Source organism: Pseudomonas paraveronii, assembly GCF_963681955.1.
Taxonomy (GTDB): Bacteria; Pseudomonadota; Gammaproteobacteria; order Pseudomonadales; family Pseudomonadaceae; genus Aquipseudomonas; species Aquipseudomonas paraveronii.
Genome location: NZ_OY817130.1, coordinates 2684616 through 2703227, shown reverse-complemented (window position 1 = coordinate 2703227; position 18612 = coordinate 2684616). Strand labels below are relative to the sequence as shown.

Here is an 18612-nt window from a genome sequence, read left to right as displayed (position 1 = left end):
TACGCCGGTGGCAACGGCACCCGGAAAACCTGCATGCCCCGTGGCATCCGGCAATTCACCGGCGATGGACTCAAGGATATCGGTCATGCTCAACACGCCGATGAAATCACCGCGCTCGTTGATCACGAAGGCGATGTGGGTCGAGGCCTGGCGCATCTGCTCCAGGGCGTTGAGGATCGAGCAGCTCTGCAGCAGGTTGATCGCCCGGCGCGCCAGGTGCTCAAGGTTCAGTTCGTTGCCGGCCAGGTATTCCTTGAGCAACTCCTTTTTTTGTACAAAACCTAATGGCTCATCGACAGCGCCGTTGCGGATCAACGGCAGCCGCGAGTAGGACGAACGCATCAGTTTTAGGCGGATAGTGTCGAGATCGTCCGCCAAGTCGATAAAGTCGACCTTGGCCCGTGGCGTCATCAAGCTGCGGATCGGCCGCTCGGCCAGTTGCAGCACGCCGCTGATCATCACCCGCTCACGCCGGTCAAACAGCGGGCCCTGAGTCACATCCGGCTCACCCAACAGGTCGGTCACCTCTTCGCTCACCTCTTCCCCTGCCAGGCTGCGACCACCGAGCAAGCGCATCACCGCATGGGCGGTGCGCTCACGCATGGGCAATACGCCTTGCGCGGCCTTCTTGCGCCGAGCCCGGGCAATCTGGTTGAACACCTCGATCAGGATCGAGAAACCAATCGCCGCGTACAGGTAGCCCTTCGGAATGTGGAAGCCCAGGCCTTCGGCGGTCAGGGCGAAACCGATCATCATCAAGAAGCCCAGACACAGCATGATCACCGTCGGGTGCGCATTGACGAAACGGGTCAGCGGCTTGCTCGCGACAATCATCAGGCCGATGGAAATGATCACCGCAATCATCATCACCGCCAGCTCATCGACCATGCCCACGGCGGTAATCACCGCGTCGAGGGAGAACACCGCGTCGAGCACCACGATCTGCGCGACGATCGGCCAGAACATCGCATAGGCCACATTGCCCGAGCGTTGCGCCACATGGCCTTCAAGGCGTTCATGCAATTCCATGGTGGCCTTGAACAACAGGAACACACCGCCGAACAGCATGATCAGGTCACGCCCGGAGAAGCTCTTGTCGAACACCTCGAACAACGGCTGGGTGAGGGTCACCAACCAGGAAATACTCGCCAGCAAGCCCAGGCGCATCAGCAAAGCCAGGGACAAGCCGATCAACCGCGCACGGTCGCGCTGCTCCGGCGGCAACTTGTCCGCCAGGATCGCGATAAACACCAGGTTGTCGATACCCAGCACCAGTTCCAACACAATCAACGTCAACAGGCCGAGCCAGGCCGTGGGGTCCGCTAACCATTCCATTTATAGAGTCTCTTTATCGGTGTTCAGAATGCCGGGCACGGCAAAGCGCGGCCAGGGGACCGGGACAGGGTTAGCAGTTGGAATATGGGGTGCTTCAGCGAGAACAGCAGCAGCGGTTGTCTTGGGGAAAGACGACTGGGGGGTTCCGAAAGGGCGTTCATGCAAGTCCTGAATTAACAAAAGGACTTGAATCCTACAGTCGAAACCCAAATTCCCTACAACACAAAACCATTACAAAACCTGTCCCCAAAGCCCACACACACCATGTGGGAGGGGGCTTGCCCCCGATGGCGGCGTATCAGCCAGCATATATTTATCTGAAAGACCGCTATCGGGGGCAAGCCCCCTCCCACATTTTGAGCCATGTTGAATCAGGACTTTCTGGTCGCTTCATCCAGCGCCAATATGGTATGAGCATTAGTGACCGTAGTCGCGAGGGTATTGATCACCCCCGACCGCAACGCCCCCAGCGTCGCCGCCGCCTTGGTGTTCTCACTGGCAATCGCCACCACATCCGGAATCCGAAACAACTCCTGCACCGTCAGCCCGATCACCCGCCCCTGAATGGCGTTGACCGCCGGCTGCCCGTGGATATCGATAAAGTCATAACCCATCATGTCGCCCACCGTGCCGGACAACCGCGCCTGGGCAATTTCCTGGGGCGAGAACCAGCCCATACGCACCATATTGCTGTTCTCGCTCATGTCGCCAATACCGATCAGCGCAATGTCCGCCCGCCGCGCGCGATCGAGGGTCGAGCGCACCGTGTCGTTATTGATCAGCACGCCACGCAGTTCCGGGTTGGCCACCAGGGCCGGCGCGTACAGGCTTTCACTCTCGCCGCCAAAGCGCAGGGCCAGGCGCCGGCAGATATGGTCGGGGTTCATGTATTCGCCGGCCTTGAGCGAACCGCCGATGGCGCAAACAAATGTGCAATTGCGCGTCACCGGCAGGAACACGTTATCAGCCACCGCGCCAACGTTACGACCCATGCCCACGGCGACGATCATGCCGTCGCTCAACGTCTTGTTCAGGTAATTGGCCACCAGGCTGGCGACGGCCGAGCGCTGGGTGTCGGGGTCGCTGTGGTCGACGGCGATCAGGGCGCGATCGAGCTTGAAGCGCTCCACCAGGGCACGTTCCAGCTCATTGTTCATCGCCGGGTGCTGCAACACGCGCACTTCGACAATGCCCTCGTCGCGCGCACGTTTGAGCAGGCGGCTGACTTTTGCCCGCGACAGGTCAAAGCGCTTGGCGATGGCTTCCTGAGTGACGTTCTCGAGGTAATAGAGCATCGCCACTTCGGTCATCTGATCGATATCACTGGCCATGCGCTGGGTACTGTCACTCATGGGGACGGGCTTCCGTTTCGGCGTCAAAGGCGCATTCTCCCGACTCTTGCCCCGCCACGTCTACTACTGATGCCCATCGCGCTCAATCGCATTGATGCGCTCGACCTTGGCCCCGGAACGCGCCGCCTCGAACTCCGACGCGAGGAACGCGGTGACGATGCTCTTGGCCAGCTCCGCGCCGATCACCCGTGCGCCGATGGACAGGATCTGCGCATCGTTGCTCTTGCGCGCACGCTCCGCCGAGTACGTGTCGTGGGCCTGGGCCGCGCGAATCCCCAACACCTTGTTCGCCGAGATAGCCATGCCGATCCCGGTGCCGCACACCAGCACGCCCAGGCGCTGCTGCCCGGCATTGATGGCATTGGCCACGGCCAGCGCGATGTCCGGATAGAGCACTGGCGCGGTGGAATGGGTGCCGAAGTCGGTCACCGGGTGACCCAGCGCCTCGATATGGCGCTTTAACAACTCTTTGAGCTCAAAACCCGCTTCATCGCATCCGATAGCCACCGGGAAAGGTGTGTTCATGGCGTCTGGCTCCGCTGCCGAGGTCGTGCTTATGACTGATCAGATGATCACTAACTGAAATTTCGCTCAGGCATTTCGCGGGCAACCACCCCCCTCTGTCAAGCATGATTTAACTGACCCGGCAGTCAAAGCCGTCTAAAAAGGCGTTATTGAGGCTAAAGATGAGAATCACAGCTTTTACATGAAAGAGATTGACTGATCAGAATTTCATTTGATACACATATGCTCACAGCGAAACATGACTGTGCGACCTAATAAGAATTCACAGCACGAGGACACGCCGATGGCCACGCCATTACTGCTCCAGGCTGAACACGTCGCCAAGGCTTACGCCGGTATCCCTGCCCTGCGTGACGGGCGCCTCTCTCTGCGGGCTGGCAGCGTCCACGCGCTGTGCGGCGGCAATGGCGCGGGCAAGTCGACGTTCCTGAGCATTCTGATGGGCATCACCGCGCGTGACGCCGGTACCATCCTGCTCAACGGCGCAGCGGTGCAGTTCAACCGCCCGAGTGAAGCCCTGGCGTCGGGGATCGCGATGATCACCCAAGAGCTGGAACCCATCCCCTACATGAGCGTCGCCGAAAATATCTGGCTGGGCCGCGAACCACGCCGCGCCGGCTGCATCGTCGACAACAAAGCGCTGAACCGGCGCACCCGCGAGCTGCTCGAAAGCCTGGAGTTCGACGTCGACGCCAGCAGCCCGATGCACCGCCTCAGCGTGGCGCAAATCCAACTGGTGGAAATCGCCAAGGCATTCAGTCATGACTGCCAGGTGATGATCATGGACGAACCCACCTCGGCCATCGGCGAGCACGAAGCGCAGACGTTGTTCAAGGCAATCCGCCGCCTCACCGCCCGTGGCGCCGGCATCGTGTATGTGTCGCACCGCTTGAGCGAACTGGCGCAGATCGCCGATGACTACAGCATCTTCCGCGACGGCGCCTTCGTGGAAAGCGGGCGCATGGCGGATATCGACCGCGACCACTTGGTGCGCGGCATCGTCGGCCAGGAACTGACGCGCATCGACCACAAGGTCGGCCGCGAATGCGCCGCCGCCACTTGCCTGCAGGTCGACAACCTGAGCCGTAAAGGCGAGTTCCACGACATCAGCCTGCAACTGCGCCAGGGCGAGATCCTGGGCATCTATGGCCTGATGGGTTCGGGGCGCAGCGAGTTCCTCAATTGCATCTACGGGCTGACGGTGGCCGATTCCGGCAGCGTCACCCTGCAGGGCAAACCCATGCCGGTCGGGCAGCCCAAGGCGACCATCGATGCCGGTATGTCGCTGGTCACCGAAGACCGCAAAGACAGCGGCCTGGTGCTGAGCAGCAGCATTCTGTCGAACATTGCGCTGTCGGCCTACAAGCGCCTGTCGAGCTGGTCGTTGATCAATGCACGCAAGGAAACCCAATTGGCCCAGGACATGGTCAAGCGCCTGCAGATCAAGACCACCTCCCTGGAGCTGCCGGTGGCCTCCATGAGCGGCGGCAACCAGCAGAAAGTCGTGCTCGCCAAATGCCTGTCGACCGAACCGGTGTGCCTGCTGTGCGACGAGCCCACTCGCGGCATCGACGAAGGCGCCAAGCAGGAGATCTACCACCTGCTCGACCAGTTCGTGCGTGCCGGCGGCGCCGCCATCGTGGTGTCGTCGGAAGCGCCGGAACTGCTGCACTTGAGCGATCGCATCGCGGTATTCAAAGGCGGCCGGCTGGTGACCATCAGCACCGACACCGCCCTTTCCCAGGAAGCCTTGCTGAGTCTTGCCTCATGAACGCCAAAACCCTTGCCTCCCCCCTCACCGCCGCGCCGCGCCACCGCCTGCGCTTGTCCCTGGACCGCTTCGGCCTGCCGCTGGTGTTTATCCTGCTGTGCGTGGTGATGGCGTTTTCCAGCGAATACTTCATGACGTGGCGCAACTGGATGGACATCCTGCGCCAGACCTCCATCAACGGCATCCTCGCCGTGGGCATGACCTACGTGATCCTGACCAAGGGCATCGACCTGTCCGTGGGTTCGATCCTGGCGTTTGCCGGCCTGTGCAGCGCCATGGTCGCGACCCAGGGTTACGGCCTGCTGGCGGCGGTGAGCGCCGGGATGTTCGCCGGGGCGATGCTCGGCGTGGTGAATGGCTTCATGGTCGCCAACCTGTCGATCCCGCCGTTCGTGGCCACCCTCGGCATGCTCAGCATTGCGCGGGGCATGACCTTCATCCTCAACGACGGCAGCCCGATCACCGACCTGCCCGACGCGTACCTGGCGCTGGGTATCGGCAAGATCGGCCCGATCGGCATCCCCATCATCATCTTTGCCGTGGTCGCGCTGATCTTCTGGATGGTGCTGCGCTACACCACTTACGGCCGTTATGTGTACGCGGTGGGCGGCAATGAAAAGAGCGCGCGCACCTCCGGCATCGGCGTGCGCAAGGTGATGTTTTCGGTGTACGTGGTCTCGGGCCTGCTCGCCGGGCTGGCCGGCGTGGTGTTGTCGGCGCGCACCACTTCCGCCCTGCCCCAGGCAGGGGCGTCCTATGAGCTGGACGCGATTGCCGCCGTGGTCATCGGCGGCACCAGCCTGTCGGGCGGCACCGGCAGCATCGTCGGCACGCTGTTCGGCGCACTGCTGATCGGTGTGATCAACAACGGGCTGAACCTGCTCGGCGTGTCGTCCTATTACCAGCAGGTCGCCAAGGGCCTGATCATCGTGTTTGCAGTACTGATCGACGTGTGGCGCAAGAAAAAACGCTAGAGAACGACCCTACTACAACAATAACGGAGTTCCCCTCATGAAACTTGGTACCACCCTGGCTGCCGTGGCGGCCCTCTCCCTGCTCGCCAGCAGTATCGCCCTGGCCGCCGACGGCAAGACCTACAAGGTCGGCGCAGCCGTCTACGGCCTCAAGGGTCAGTTCATGCAGAACTGGGTCCGCGAGCTCAAGGAACACCCGGCGGTCAAGGACGGCACCGTGCAATTGACCGTGTTCGACGGCAACTACGACGCCCTGACGCAGAACAACCAGATCGAAAACATGGTGACCCAGCGCTACGACGCGATTCTGTTCGTGCCCATCGACACCAAGGCCGGCGTCGGCACCGTGAAGCAGGCCATGAGCAACGACGTGGTGGTGATCGCGTCCAATACAAAAGTCGCCGACGCCGCCGTGCCTTACGTGGGCAACGATGACGTGGAAGGCGGCCGCCTGCAGGCCCAGGCCATGGTCGACAAGCTCAACGGCAAGGGCAACGTGGTGATCATCCAGGGCCCGATCGGCCAGTCGGCACAGATCGACCGGGAAAAAGGCGAACTGGAAGTGCTCGGCAAACACCCAGGCATCAAAATCATCGAGAAAAAAACCGCCAACTGGGACCGCGCCCAGGCCCTGGCGCTGACCGAAGACTGGCTCAACGCTCACCCCAAAGGCATCAACGGCGTGATCGCGCAGAACGACGACATGGCCCTCGGCGCCGTGCAGGCCCTGAAATCCCACGGCCTGACATCCAAGGACGTGCCCGTCACCTCGATCGACGGCATGCCGGATGCGATCCAGGCGGCAAAGAAAGACGAAGTCACCACCTTCCTACAGGACGCCCAGGCCCAGTCCCAAGGCGCGCTGGACGTGGCCCTGCGCGCCTTGGCCGGCAAGGACTACAAGCCGCAGTCGGTGATCTGGGAGCGCTATGCCAAGGACGTGAAATGGGCCGACGGCACCGCCAAGAGCTACATCCTGCCGTGGGTACCGGTGACCAACGCCAACGCCGACGCGCTGTACCAACAAGTCAGCGGCGGCAAGTAGCTATTGGCTTGAAACACACTCAAGTGTGGGAGCCAGTGTGGGAGGGGGCTTGCCCCCGATAGCGGTGTAACAGTGATAGATCAGGTGACTGACATACCGCCATCGGGGGCAAGCCCCCTCCCACATTGAATCTCCACCGCCTTCAACAAGGGAGTCATTCATGTCTGGATTCTGGAACCAAGCCTTCGACCTCAGCGGCCGTTGCGCGGTGATCACCGGCGGCGCTGCCGGCATCGGCCTGGCCTGCGCCAGCCTGCTGGTGGAGCGCGGCGCACGCGTGGCGCTGCTGGACCGCGACCCGGCGGTGGTGGCCGTGGCCGCCAGCCTCGGCGCCGAACATCTGGGCATTGCCGTCGACCTCAGCCAGATCAGCCAGGTGCAACACAGCGTCGACCGGGTTTTCGAGCACTTCCAACGCCTCGATTACCTGATCAACAGCGCCGGCGTGGCCTTGCTGGACAAGGCCATCGACGTCAGCGAAAGCGCCTGGGACACCACCCTCAACATCAACCTCAAGGCCAGCTTCTTCGTCGCCCAGGCCTGTGCCCGGCACATGCTCGTCCAGGGCGGCGGGCGCATCGTCAACCTGGCCTCCCAGGCCGCCGTGATTGGCCTGGACCGGCATGTCGCGTATTGCGCGAGCAAAGCGGCCATCGTCGGCATGACCAAGGTACTGGCCATGGAATGGGCGCCGCAGATCAACGTCAACGCCATCTCCCCCACCATCGTCGAGACCGCCCTGGGCAAGCAGGCCTGGGCCGGCGAAGTCGGCGAGCGGGCCAAATTGCAGATCCCGGCGGGCCGCTTTGCCCAGCCGGAAGAAATCGCCGGGCTGGCGTTGTACCTGCTCAGCGACGCAGCGCAGATGATCACCGGCGCCAACATGGTGATCGACGGCGGCTACAGCATTCAATAATTGATCTATTTGTCGTGAGGTTTTGTCATGTCCACCGTTACCGAACGCACGCCCGAGCAACTCGCCCCGATCATCCCGAAAACCATGCAGGCCGTGGTCTGCCACGGCCCGGAAGACTACCGCCTGGAAACCGTCGACGTGCCGACTCCCGGCCCCGATGAAATCCTCACCAAGGTCGAGCTGTGTGGCATTTGCATGGGCGACATCAAGACCTATCGCGGCGCCCCGTCGTTCTGGGGCGACGCCGAGCAACCGCGCTACGTCAAACCGCCGATGATCCCCGGCCACGAATTCGTGTGTCGCGTGGTAGCTCTCGGCCCCGGCGCGGAAAAGCGCGGGGTGAAGGTCGGCGACCGGGTGATCTCGGAGCAGATCGTGCCGTGCTGGGGCTGCCGCTTCTGCAACCACGGTCAGTACTGGATGTGCCAGAAGCACGACCTGTATGGCTTCCAGAACAATGTGCAGGGCGCCATGGCGCAGTACATGATTTTCACCAAGGAAGGCATCATCCACACAGTGCCGGACTCGATTGCGCCCGACGAAGCGATCCTGATCGAACCGCTGGCCTGTTCACTGCACGCGGCGGAGCGCGCCAATGTGGATTTCGACGACGTGGTGGTGGTCGCCGGCGCCGGTACGCTGGGCCTGGGGATCATCGGCGCGGTACGCCTGCGCAATCCGAAAAAACTGATCGTGCTCGACATGAAACCCGAACGCGCCGCCCTCGCCCTGCGCATGGGCGCCGACGAAGTGTGGAACCCGGCCGAGGTGGACGTGCTGGCGAAGATTCGCGAGATGACCGAGGGCTACGGCTGCGACATCTATATCGAGGCCACCGGTCATCACAAGGCCGTCAACCAGGGCCTGGCGATGCTGCGCAAACTCGGGCGCTTCGTCGAGTTCAGCGTGTTCAACGACGAGGCCACGGTGGATTGGTCGATCATCGGCGACCGCAAGGAACTGGACATCCTCGGTTCGCACCTGGGCCCGTACATGTACCCACGCGCTATCGACTTTATCGGCAACCGCAAGATCGACATGCGTGACGTGGTGACCCACAAATTTGCCCTGGCGGACTTCAAGGAGGCGTTTGCGGTGATGGAGCGAGGCGACAAGTCACTCAAGGTCGTACTCGAACCCTAAGCACACCACACTGAACAGCTGTGACCCCTTAAAACAAGAACACAGGAACCCGCGTTATGAATCGAGTCATCAACGATCCGGACCACGTGGTCGAGGACATGCTGCGCGGCATCCTGGTCGCGCACCCGCAATTGCGCCAGTACGAAACCAATCCACGGGTCATCGTCAAAGCCAAACCGTCGGGCCAAGGCCGCGTCGGCATCGTCACCGGCGGCGGCTCGGGCCATGAGCCGGCTTTCCTCGGCTACGTCGGCCCCGGCCTGGTCGACGCCGTGGCCGTCGGCGAGATTTTCTCCTCGCCCACCGCCAAAAGTTTCTTCGACGCCTTCCGCGCCGCCGACCACGGCGCCGGCGTGGCCTGCCTGTACGGCAACTATGCCGGCGACAACATGAACGTGAAGCTGGCGATGAAAATGGCCGCCAGCAAAGACATGCGTATCCGCACCGTGGTCGCCAACGACGACGTCGCGTCCGCGCCCAAGGCCGAGATTGCCAAGCGCCGCGGCGTGGCCGGAGAGATCTTCATGTGGAAGATCGGCGGTGCCGCTGCCGCCCAGCACTACGACCTGGACGGTGTGATCCGCGTCGCCCAAAAAGCCGTCGACCACTGCCGCTCGATCGGCATTGGCCTCACCCCCTGCACCATTGCCGCCGTGGGCAAGCCGAATTTCCAGATTGCCGACGGCCAGATGGAACTGGGCATCGGCCATCACGGCGAACCGGGCATCGAAGTCATCCCGATCGAACCCGCCGCCGCCATGGCCGAGCGCATGCTCGCGCCGATCCTCGCCGACCGCGATTTCAGCCAGGACGACAGCGTGGTGGTGCTGGTCTCGGGCCTCGGCGCCACGCCGGTGATGGAGCTGTATATTTTCTACGCCGAGGTGGAACGCCAACTCACCGCCAAGGGTTTGAAGATCCACCGCTGCTACGTGGGCAACTACTTCACGTCCCTGGAAATGATGGGCGTGACCCTGACCCTGCTCGGCCTCGACTTTGAGCTGAAAACCCTGATCGACCAACCCTGCCGTTCCATCGGCATGACCCAGGCGGAGTGAACCATGAGCGAGCATTTTTCCACCCGCGACGGCAGCGCCATCGTCGCCGATCTGGTCAGCGTGATCGTGGCCAACCGTGAGTACCTCAGCGCAGTCGACGGCGCGATTGGCGACGGCGACCACGGCATCAACATGGCCAAGGGTTTCGCCCATTGCGGGCGCACGATCGAAGGCCGCCAACTGAGCCTGGCCGAAGCCCTGGACGAACTGACCCTAAGCCTGATGGAAGGCATTGGCGGCTCCATGGGGCCGCTGTACGGCAGCCTGTTTATCGGCATGGCCGATGAAGTGCGCGGCAGCGAAGACATCGACGCGGCCACCTTCGCCCACCTGCTGCGCGGCGGCTTGACCTCATTGCAGGACATCACCGAGGCCGGCGTGGGCGACAAGTGCCTGATGGACACCTTGATCCCGGCGGTCGAAGCGTTTGAGCACGCCCATGCGCGGGGGGCGTCCTTCCACGATGCGCTCGATGCGATGAAAACCGCCGCCTCCCAGGGCCGCGACTCGACCAAGGACCTGGTGGCGAAGATCGGCCGCGCCAGCCGCCTGGGCGAACGCTCGCTGGGCGTGTTGGATGCCGGTGCGGTGTCGTGCTGCCTGATCCTCACGCGCCTGGCGGACTCCGTGCAGCCGCGACTGGTGTAACGCCTCAGGTTGGCGCTTGCTTGACCTGCTGGATATACCGCGCCACCGCCGGCGCTTGCTCAAAGCGCCGGTGAATCAACGACAGCCACGACGCCGCGTCACTGCCCTGGATGCTGCGATAGACCACGCCCGGCAGACTCACATGCCCGACCACCGACGCCGGCACCACGGCCACGCCCTGCCCCAATGACACCAACGCCACCACCGCGACCAACCCGCCCGGCTGCGGCCCCAGGCGCGGCGCGTAGCCGCCTTGGGCGGCGACGTGCAGGGTGCCGCTGATTTGCTCCGGCAGGATAAACGTCTCGTTTTGCAGATGCTCGCAACCGATGGCCTTCAACCCCAGCAGCCAGGAATCCTGGGGCAGCGCCAGCACGAAACCTTCGCTGTGCAGGCGCACCGCCTCCACGCCGTCGGGTAGGGTCATCGGCGAACGGACATAGCCAATGTCGTAGCGCCCATCCGCCACCGCGCCGGGCAGGGTCGCCATCGCACATTCGCGCACGTTCACGCTGACGTCGGGAAACGCCTGGCTGAACCCGTGCATTTGCCGCTGCAACAGCCCGGAATACACCGCCGAAGCCACGTAGCCCAATTCGATGTGGCCGGTCTCGCCACGCCCGGCACGCTGGGCACTGCGTTGGGCGAACTCGAATTGACGCACGGTGGCTTCGGCCTCGACCAGCAGCGCGGCACCGGCTTCGGTCAGGCTGACTTCGCGCTGCTGGCGGATAAACAAGCGCGTGCCCAGGCTGGTTTCCATGTCCTGGATCTGCCGGCTCAGAGTCGGCGGTGCGATGCCCAGTTGCTCGGCGGCACGGGTGAAGTTGCGCTGCCGGGCCACGGCCAGGAAGTAGCGAAAGTGGCGGATATCCATACGAGGATTAGCTCAAAGGTAATGAAGTGGCTCACCACGACTAATAAAGGCAGCAGCGCACGGGGATAAGCTCAAGGTACTTCAACAGTAGAGAGCCCTTGCGATGTCCGTCAACTACCTTTTCCGTATTGCCCGTAGGGTAATTACATTATGAGCCGGGTCAGCCCGCGCCTGACACTGCTGACCGCTTCCGGCGTCTGCTCGCTGATCGTGCTCGACACCAATATCGTCGCCGTCACCCTGCCGAGCATCGCCCGCGACCTGGGGGCCAACTTCGCGGATATCGAGTGGGTGGTCAGCGCCTATATGCTGGCCTTCGCCGCGCTGTTGTTGCCCGCCGGCAGCATCGCCGACCGCTTCGGCCGCAAGCAGAGCCTGATCTGGGGCCTGGGCATTTTCATCCTCGCGTCCCTCGGCTGCGGCGCAGCGCCCAGCGCGCTGTGGCTGGATATCGCCCGCACCATCAAAGGCGTCGGTGCAGCGTTGTTGCTCACTTCGGCGCTCGCCTCCATCGGCCACACCTTCCACGACGAAGTGGAACGGGCCAAGGCCTGGGCGTTCTGGGGCGCGTGCATGGGCGTGGCGATGACCGCCGCGCCGACTCTGGGCGGCTTGATCACCGAGTACCTGGGCTGGCGCTGGATTTTCTACCTCAACCTGCCGGTGGGCCTGGCGCTGATGGCGCTGGTGCTGCACGCCATCCCCGAGTCCCGCGATACCCAGGCCGCACGCCTCGACCCGTGGGGCAGCCTGGCGTTCAGCGCCAGCCTGGTGTGTTTGATGTGGGGGTTGATCGAGGCCAACCGCATCGGCTGGGACAGCCCGCAGACCTACGCGCGCCTGCTCGGCGGTGGGTTGCTGTTGGGCATCTTTGTGCTGGTCGAGCGGTTGCAGCAGCGGCCGATGGTCGACCTGCAGCTGTTCCGCCACCCGCGTTTTATCGGTGCCTTGCTGGGCATGTTCGCCTACGCCGGCTGCGCCCAGGTGATGATGACGTTGCTGCCGTTTTACCTGCAGAACGGCCTGGGCTTTTCGGCGATTGCCTCGGGCCTGGGCATGTTGCCGTTTGCGCTGACGATGCTGATTTGCCCACGGATCGGCGCACGCCTGGCGCAACGCTTGGCGCCGGCGACGATGATGGCCAGCGGTTTGACCCTCGTCGGCTGCGGCAACCTGCTGAGCGCCTGGGCGCTGAATGTCGGCGGCTACCTGCCCTTCGCCCTGGCGATAGCCGTCACGGGCGCCGGGGCGGGCCTGCTCAATGGCGATACGCAGAAAAACATCATGGCCTGCGTACCACGGGAGCGTGCGGGGATGGCGTCGGGCATGAGCACCACCATGCGCTTCAGCGCGATCATGTTGGCGATTGGCGTGTATGGGGCACTGCTGAGCAGCCACAGCGAACAGTTGTTGCGCGCAAATATCGACCCGCAATGGCAGGCGCAGGTGGCGGGAATCGCTTCGCGGGTGGTGGCGGGTGATATGCCGGCGGCGCTGAACCTGGTGCCCGAGGCGGCGCGGGTAAGGGTGCAACCGCTGGCGCGGCAGGCGTTTGTGGGCGGGTTCAGCGGGGTGCTGTGGGTGGCAGGGTTATTGGGACTGCTCGGAGCGCTGGTGGTGGGGAGGCTGATGCGCAAGCCGATACCCACACCGAACTAAATGTGGGAGAGGGCTTGCCCCCGATGAGGGTGTGTCAGTAAATGCAACTGTGACTGACCCGCCGCCATCGGGGGCAAGCCCCCTCCCACAGGTATTACCTATCCTCTGAAGAGGCTTACCAGAACCGCTGCTGGGTCAACCGGCTCCACCAGGTCAGCAGCACGCGGTCCACCGAACCGCTGGCCGCCAGGCCCACGCGCTCTTGCAAGCTCTTGCGCTCGGCGTAATGCAAGTGGAACACCTCGGCGGTCTTGGCCTTGGTGGCCAGGTATTCGTCGCTGGTTTGCAGCTCGTCGACCAGTTGCTTGTCGAGGGCTGCGACACCCAGCCACACTTCCCCGGTCGCCACTTCATCGATTGCCAGTTGCGGGCGATAGCGCGACACGAAGTTCTTGAACAACTGGTGAGTGATGTCCAGGTCCTCCTGGAACTTCTCCCGGCCCTTCTCGGTGTTTTCGCCAAACACGGTGAGGGTGCGCTTGTATTCGCCGGCGGTCAGCACTTCAAAGTCGATGTCGTGCTTTTTCAGCAGGCGGTTGACGTTGGGCAACTGCGCCACCACCCCGATGGAACCGAGGATCGCGAACGGTGCGCTGATGATCTTCTCGCCGATGCACGCCATCATGTAGCCGCCGCTGGCCGCAACCTTGTCGATGCACACGGTCAACGGCACGCCCGCCTGGCGAATCCGCGCCAGTTGCGACGACGCCAAACCGTAGCTGTGAACCATACCGCCGCCGCTTTCCAGGCGCAGCACCACTTCGTCCTTGGGCGTGGCCAGGCTCAGCAAGGCGGTGATTTCATGGCGCAGGCTCTCGGTGGCCGAGGCCTTGATGTCGCCGTCGAAGTCGAGCACGAACACCCGTGGCTTGGCCTCGGGTTTCTTTTTGCTGTTCTTCTTTTCGGCTTTGCTTTCGGACTTGCGCAGGGCCTTGAGCTGATCCTTGTCGAGCAGGGTCGATTCAAGGCGCTCACGCAGACCTTTGTAGAAATCATTCAGCTTGCTGACATGCAACTGGCCGGCGGATTTGCGACGACCTTTGCTGCGCAGTGCCGCGAAGCTGATCAGTACCACCAGAATCGCGACCACCAGGGTGACGGTCTTCGCCAAAAAGCTCGCGTATTCAGCCAAAAAATCCATGTGTCTCCTTAACAATGCACGGCGCCAGGCGCGGATCGCCCAAGCATACCGACGGGACCGCCGGGGGGCCAGTGCTCAAACCGCCAGCAGGCAAGCGCTCTAACGCACTTTTAAAACAAGCGTATGTTTTTTCATTGACAGCTCGCAGGCATCCTCATAACCTCGCCAGACTTTCAACGTACCGGGAAAACGGACGTGGGCAGCATCTATCTGATTCGACATGGCCAGGCCTCCTTCGGTGCAGACGACTATGACGTCCTGTCGCCCGTTGGCGTGGAACAAGCGCAAATCCTCGGTCGCCACCTGGCAGACATGGGCGTGACGTTCGACCGCTGCGTCGCCGGCGACCTGCGCCGCCAACAGCACACCGCCACGGCCGCCTTCGATCAATACAGCGCCCTCGGCCTGGCGGTTCCGGCCCTGGAAGTCGACAGCGCCTTCAACGAATTCGACGCCGACGCGATCATCCGCGCCCTGCTCCCCGACCTGCTCACCCGCGAACCCGACGCCCTGGACATCCTGCGCAACGCCGCGCAGAACCGCAGCGAATTCCAGCGCATCTTCGCCCTGATCATCGAGCGCTGGGTGGCCGGCACTTACGATACGCCGGGGCTGGAAAGCTGGCTGGGGTTTGTCGAGCGCGTCCAGGGTGGCCTGCAGCGTCTGCTGGAAGCGGCCGACAACACGCACAAGATCGCCGTGTTCACCTCCGGCGGCACCATTACCGCCCTGCTCCACCTGATTACCCGAATGCCTGCCGCCCAGGCCTTCGAACTGAACTGGCAAATTGTTAACACCTCGCTCAACCAGCTGAAATTCCGCGGTCGCGAGGTGGCACTGGCTTCCTTCAACAGTCATACCCACTTGCAACTGTTGAAGGCGCCGCAGCTCATCACTTTCCGATGAAGTGCGGCCAACCGTGACCCCAAGGTCGCTGGACTCTACCCTAAAGGATCGAAACCATGACTGACGTAGCTAAAGCCGTAGAAGCAATGAAAGCCAAATTCAACCCAGCCGCTGCTGCCGGCCTGGACCTGGTATTCGGTTTCTGTATCGATGACAGCGAACACTTCTCGCTGATCGTCAAAGACAACGCCTGCGAATTGCAGGAAGGCGAAAACTCTGACGCTCAGGTGACCCTGGTCATGGACGGCGAAACACTGAAAGGCATCGTCAGCGGCGACACCGACGGCATGCAGGCCTTCATGAGCGGCAAGCTGCGCACCGAAGGCGACATGATGCTGGCGATGAAGCTGAGCGAGCTGTTCCCTTCCTGAGAACGCTGGCTGTAAAGCACGCATTGAAACGACAAATCCCGCGACTGGCGGGATTTGTCGTTTCCGGGCCAGCGGTCAGCAGCGGCGCTCGCCATGATCGACATCTTTGTAAAGGCCAGGACGGCGAATTTACCCGCCTTCAATGCGTGGACGGCCCATGCAACAGCAACGCCACCAACGCACTCCACCCCGTCTGGTGGGACGCGCCCAACCCACGCCCGGTTTCCCCATGAAAATACTCATGGAACAACACCAGGTCACGGCTGGCCGGGTCCGCCTCCAACTGCGCATACCCGGCCATCGACGGACGCAGGCCATTGTCATCCCTGAGGACCAATCGGCTCAGACGCTGGCTGAGGCTGTCGGCGACTTCCTCCAGGGACGACAGATAACCACTGCCCGTCGGGTACTCCACCGAGAAGTTATCCGCGTAGTACCGATGAAACTCGCGCAACGATTCGATCAGCATGTAATTCACCGGCATCCACAACGGCCCGCGCCAATTGGAGTTGCCGCCGTACAGACGTGAATCGGATTCACCGGGTTGATAACGTGCGCACAGCGTGTCGCCATTCATCTTCAGCGCCAGGGGCTGGTCGGCGAAGGCCTTGGACAATGAACGCACGCCAAACGCCGAAAGAAACTCATCGTCATCGAGCATGCGCCGCAGCAAGTCCTTGGTGCGCTCGCCGCGCAACAGCGCCAGTAACAGGCGATTGCCCTGCCCCGGCTCGTTCCAGCGCGAGACCAGCTTGGCCAGTTCCGGCCGGTGGTGCATGAAGCCCAACAGCCGCTCACGCAAGCCTTCGAGGCCTTCATGCTCGCGCTGCTCCAGCACCAACACGGCGAACAGCGGCATCAGGCCGACGATGGAGCGCAGGCGCACCGGTTCGTTCTGGCCGTCGGGACGGCGCAGTACGTCGTAGAAGAACAGGTCCTGCTCGTCCCACAGGCCCTCGGCGCTGTCGTCGACACGGTTGATGGCGCCGGCGATATACAGGAAGTGCTCGAAAAACTTCACCGCGATATCGACGTACACGACATTGCGCCTGGCCAGTTCCAGAGCCATCCGCATCAGGTCCAGTGCATAGGCGGCAACCCACGCGGTGCCATCGGCCTGGTCTAACTGATAACCCGGCGGCAGCGTGGCCGAGCGGTCGAACAAGGCGATATTGTCCAGCCCCAGGAACCCACCCTGGAACAGGTTGCGTCCTTCGGCATCCTTGCGGTTGACCCACCAGGAGAAATTCAGCAGCAGCTTGTGGAAGATTCGCTCCAGGAAATCCATGTCACCTACGCCGGTCAACGCCTTGTCCTGCTGATACACCCGCCAACTGGCCCAGGCATGCACCGGCGGGTTGGCGTCGTCGAAGCGCCATTCATAGGCCGGCAACTGACCATTGGGGTGCATGAAGCGGTCCTTTACCAGCAGCAACAGCTGTTGTTTGGCATACCCCGGATCGATCAGCGCAATGGCCACCGCCTGAAAGCCCTGGTCCCAGGAGGCGTACCACGGGTATTCCCAGGTGTCGGGCATGGAGAGGATGTCGAAGTTGGACAGGTGCCGCCAATGGCTATTGCGCCGTTGCAGGCGCTCGGGCGGCGGCGCGGGCTGGGTCGGGTCGCCGTCGAGCCATTGGTTCACGTCGAAATAATAGAGCTGCTTGGACCACAGCAAACTGGCCAGGGCCTGGCGCTGCACATTACGCGCATCCGCGTCGGCGATGCCCTGCTGCAACGCGGCGTAGAAGTCATCGGCTTCCTGGCGGCGCTGTTCAAACAGCTTGCGCGCATTGACCTGGGGCGCGTCCTTGGGCGCAAAACGCAAATAGACGGCTTTGCGCTCCAGGCCCGCCAACGCCAGGATGAAACGCGCGGCCGCCTTGGTGCCGGTGTCGCGGCGAATCGCGGTTTCCTGTCCCGCCACCACGTAATCGTTGATCCCATCCTTGAACGGCCCCGGCGCCGGTTTGCCGTCCAGCTTGGGGAAGTTGCTTTCGTTTTCGCAGAACAGCCATTCGACGCCGTCCTGGCCCCAGGCGCTGAGGTGGTGATCGGGCAATTCATGATGACGCGCCAGCACGCGGTCGCCGTCCAGCCGCAACTGCGGTTTCGGCGCGCCGACGGTCCAGCTCCAATCATTGCGCGCCCAGACCTGGGGCAGCACTTGCAGGCGTGTCGGCTGGTCCGAGCGGTTGTGGACGCTGACGCGCATGAAGATATCGTCGGGCTGGTGCTTGGCGTATTCGACGCTGACGTCGCAATAGCGGTTGTCTTCAAACACGCCGGTATCGAGGATTTCGTACTCGGCATCCGCGAGCCCACGTCGGGCGTTTTCGGCGATCAGGTCAGCGTAGGGAAACGCCGCGTGGGGATATTTGTAGAGCATGCGCATGTAGGCATGGCTCGGCACGCCGTCGACGAAAAAGTACAGTTCCTTGACGTCTTCACCGTGGTTGCCCTCAGCGTTGTTCAGGCCGAACAGGCGCTCTTTGAGGATCGCGTCACGCTCGTTCCACAGCGCCAGGCCCATGCACCAGCGTTGCGCCTTGTCACTGAACCCGGCCAGGCCATCCTCGCCCCAGCGGTAAGCGCGGCTGCGCGCATGTTCGTGCGGGAAGTAGCGCCAGGCATCGCCATCGGCGCTGTAGTCCTCGCGCACCGTGCCCCATTGGCGCTCGCTCAGGTACGGGCCCCACTCGCGCCAGCGCTCGGCCGTCTCGGCGGCCAGGCGCTGGCCTTCAGTGGTTTGCACAATTGTGACGCTCATCCAACCCTCCCCCAGCCATCGCGTAAGGCCAGTGTAGAACCCATCCACGCTCAGATGCACATAAAGACGGTTTTACCTCAATCATTCGTTTGCAGAATGAAGTCCAGAGGAATCTTCGTTT

15 protein-coding genes and 1 pseudogene are annotated in these 18612 nt (G+C 62.6%); 10 read left to right on the top strand and 6 right to left on the bottom strand.

Translation table 11 applies throughout. The features are described from left to right. Positions 1-39: 39 nt before the first annotated feature. The 3 genes and pseudogenes from U5A08_RS12310 to rpiB all read right to left on the bottom strand — a co-directional run. Positions 40-1335 (bottom strand): annotated as a pseudogene (locus U5A08_RS12310) (TerC family protein); the annotation flags it as partial. A 371-nt stretch (positions 1336-1706) separates the two neighbouring features. Next, positions 1707-2687 carry a sugar-binding transcriptional regulator gene (locus U5A08_RS12305; RefSeq protein ID WP_253395196.1) on the bottom strand — a complete coding sequence of 327 codons (981 nt, stop codon included), beginning with the start codon at positions 2685-2687 and terminating at the stop codon, positions 1707-1709. A 63-nt stretch (positions 2688-2750) separates the two neighbouring features. Next, a complete protein-coding gene (gene rpiB / locus U5A08_RS12300; RefSeq protein WP_247401295.1) occupies positions 2751-3212 on the bottom strand; it encodes a ribose 5-phosphate isomerase B in 462 nt (153 codons plus the stop codon). Between the two features lie 283 nt (positions 3213-3495). On the opposite strand from rpiB, the gene U5A08_RS12295 reads away from it, so the two are divergent. The 7 genes from U5A08_RS12295 (at position 3496) to dhaL (ending at position 10767) form a co-directional block, all read left to right on the top strand. Continuing rightward, entirely contained in the window at positions 3496-4983 is a 1488-nt protein-coding gene (locus tag U5A08_RS12295) for a sugar ABC transporter ATP-binding protein (protein WP_321851722.1), read from the top strand. Next, the gene (locus U5A08_RS12290) at positions 4980-5957 is read left to right on the top strand and encodes an ABC transporter permease (RefSeq protein WP_253395192.1); all 978 of its coding nucleotides are present in this window, start codon (positions 4980-4982) and stop codon (positions 5955-5957) included. The genes U5A08_RS12295 and U5A08_RS12290 overlap by 4 nt, the downstream gene beginning before the upstream one ends. A 37-nt stretch (positions 5958-5994) precedes the next feature. Next, positions 5995-7002, top strand: a complete 1008-nt coding sequence (locus U5A08_RS12285) for a substrate-binding domain-containing protein (protein ID WP_253395190.1) — start codon at positions 5995-5997, stop codon at positions 7000-7002. A 160-nt stretch (positions 7003-7162) separates the two neighbouring features. Beyond that, a complete protein-coding gene (locus U5A08_RS12280; protein ID WP_253395188.1) occupies positions 7163-7918 on the top strand; it encodes an SDR family oxidoreductase in 756 nt (251 codons plus the stop codon). A gap of 27 nt (positions 7919-7945) precedes the next feature. Then, positions 7946-9061, top strand: a complete 1116-nt coding sequence (locus tag U5A08_RS12275) for an MDR/zinc-dependent alcohol dehydrogenase-like family protein (protein ID WP_321851720.1) — start codon at positions 7946-7948, stop codon at positions 9059-9061. Between the two features lie 56 nt (positions 9062-9117). Continuing rightward, positions 9118-10119, top strand: a complete 1002-nt coding sequence (locus tag U5A08_RS12270) for a dihydroxyacetone kinase subunit DhaK (RefSeq protein WP_321851718.1) — start codon at positions 9118-9120, stop codon at positions 10117-10119. A 3-nt stretch (positions 10120-10122) separates the two neighbouring features. Next, positions 10123-10767, top strand: a complete 645-nt coding sequence (gene dhaL, locus U5A08_RS12265; protein ID WP_321851716.1) for a dihydroxyacetone kinase subunit DhaL — start codon at positions 10123-10125, stop codon at positions 10765-10767. 4 nt (positions 10768-10771) lie between these two features. Here dhaL and U5A08_RS12260 read toward each other — a convergent pair whose 3' ends face one another. Next, the gene (locus U5A08_RS12260) at positions 10772-11644 is read right to left on the bottom strand and encodes a LysR family transcriptional regulator (protein ID WP_321851714.1); all 873 of its coding nucleotides are present in this window, start codon (positions 11642-11644) and stop codon (positions 10772-10774) included. Between the two features lie 150 nt (positions 11645-11794). On the opposite strand from U5A08_RS12260, the gene U5A08_RS12255 reads away from it, so the two are divergent. Beyond that, a complete protein-coding gene (locus U5A08_RS12255; RefSeq protein WP_321851712.1) occupies positions 11795-13303 on the top strand; it encodes an MFS transporter in 1509 nt (502 codons plus the stop codon). Between the two features lie 115 nt (positions 13304-13418). Here the strand turns inward: U5A08_RS12255 and sohB are convergent, their stop codons facing one another. Beyond that, a complete protein-coding gene (sohB, locus tag U5A08_RS12250) occupies positions 13419-14444 on the bottom strand; it encodes a protease SohB (RefSeq protein WP_247405249.1) in 1026 nt (341 codons plus the stop codon). Positions 14445-14639: 195 nt separating this feature from the next. On the opposite strand from sohB, the gene U5A08_RS12245 reads away from it, so the two are divergent. Both U5A08_RS12245 and U5A08_RS12240 read left to right on the top strand, forming a co-directional pair. After that, positions 14640-15350 (top strand): histidine phosphatase family protein, encoded by a 711-nt coding sequence (locus U5A08_RS12245; protein WP_017846668.1) that lies wholly within the window; start codon positions 14640-14642, stop codon positions 15348-15350. 56 nt (positions 15351-15406) lie between these two features. Next, positions 15407-15721 (top strand): SCP2 sterol-binding domain-containing protein, encoded by a 315-nt coding sequence (locus U5A08_RS12240; protein WP_253395174.1) that lies wholly within the window; start codon positions 15407-15409, stop codon positions 15719-15721. A gap of 139 nt (positions 15722-15860) precedes the next feature. Here U5A08_RS12240 and U5A08_RS12235 read toward each other — a convergent pair whose 3' ends face one another. Next, entirely contained in the window at positions 15861-18491 is a 2631-nt protein-coding gene (locus U5A08_RS12235; RefSeq protein WP_321851711.1) for an MGH1-like glycoside hydrolase domain-containing protein, read from the bottom strand. Positions 18492-18612: the final 121 nt, after the last annotated feature.

What these genes read in the sequence shown, in the direction of transcription:
- U5A08_RS12305 (WP_253395196.1), bottom strand. Translation starts at nt 2,687, where the DNA reads ATGAGTGACAGTACCCAGCGCATGGCCAGTGATATCGATCAGATGACC.
- rpiB (WP_247401295.1), bottom strand. Translation starts at nt 3,212, where the DNA reads ATGAACACACCTTTCCCGGTGGCTATCGGATGCGATGAAGCGGGTTTT.
- U5A08_RS12295 (WP_321851722.1), top strand. Translation starts at nt 3,496, where the DNA reads ATGGCCACGCCATTACTGCTCCAGGCTGAACACGTCGCCAAGGCTTAC.
- U5A08_RS12290 (WP_253395192.1), top strand. Translation starts at nt 4,980, where the DNA reads ATGAACGCCAAAACCCTTGCCTCCCCCCTCACCGCCGCGCCGCGCCAC.
- U5A08_RS12285 (WP_253395190.1), top strand. Translation starts at nt 5,995, where the DNA reads ATGAAACTTGGTACCACCCTGGCTGCCGTGGCGGCCCTCTCCCTGCTC.
- U5A08_RS12280 (WP_253395188.1), top strand. Translation starts at nt 7,163, where the DNA reads ATGTCTGGATTCTGGAACCAAGCCTTCGACCTCAGCGGCCGTTGCGCG.
- U5A08_RS12275 (WP_321851720.1), top strand. Translation starts at nt 7,946, where the DNA reads ATGTCCACCGTTACCGAACGCACGCCCGAGCAACTCGCCCCGATCATC.
- U5A08_RS12270 (WP_321851718.1), top strand. Translation starts at nt 9,118, where the DNA reads ATGAATCGAGTCATCAACGATCCGGACCACGTGGTCGAGGACATGCTG.
- dhaL (WP_321851716.1), top strand. Translation starts at nt 10,123, where the DNA reads ATGAGCGAGCATTTTTCCACCCGCGACGGCAGCGCCATCGTCGCCGAT.
- U5A08_RS12260 (WP_321851714.1), bottom strand. Translation starts at nt 11,644, where the DNA reads ATGGATATCCGCCACTTTCGCTACTTCCTGGCCGTGGCCCGGCAGCGC.
- U5A08_RS12255 (WP_321851712.1), top strand. Translation starts at nt 11,795, where the DNA reads ATGAGCCGGGTCAGCCCGCGCCTGACACTGCTGACCGCTTCCGGCGTC.
- sohB (WP_247405249.1), bottom strand. Translation starts at nt 14,444, where the DNA reads ATGGATTTTTTGGCTGAATACGCGAGCTTTTTGGCGAAGACCGTCACC.
- U5A08_RS12240 (WP_253395174.1), top strand. Translation starts at nt 15,407, where the DNA reads ATGACTGACGTAGCTAAAGCCGTAGAAGCAATGAAAGCCAAATTCAAC.
- U5A08_RS12235 (WP_321851711.1), bottom strand. Translation starts at nt 18,491, where the DNA reads ATGAGCGTCACAATTGTGCAAACCACTGAAGGCCAGCGCCTGGCCGCC.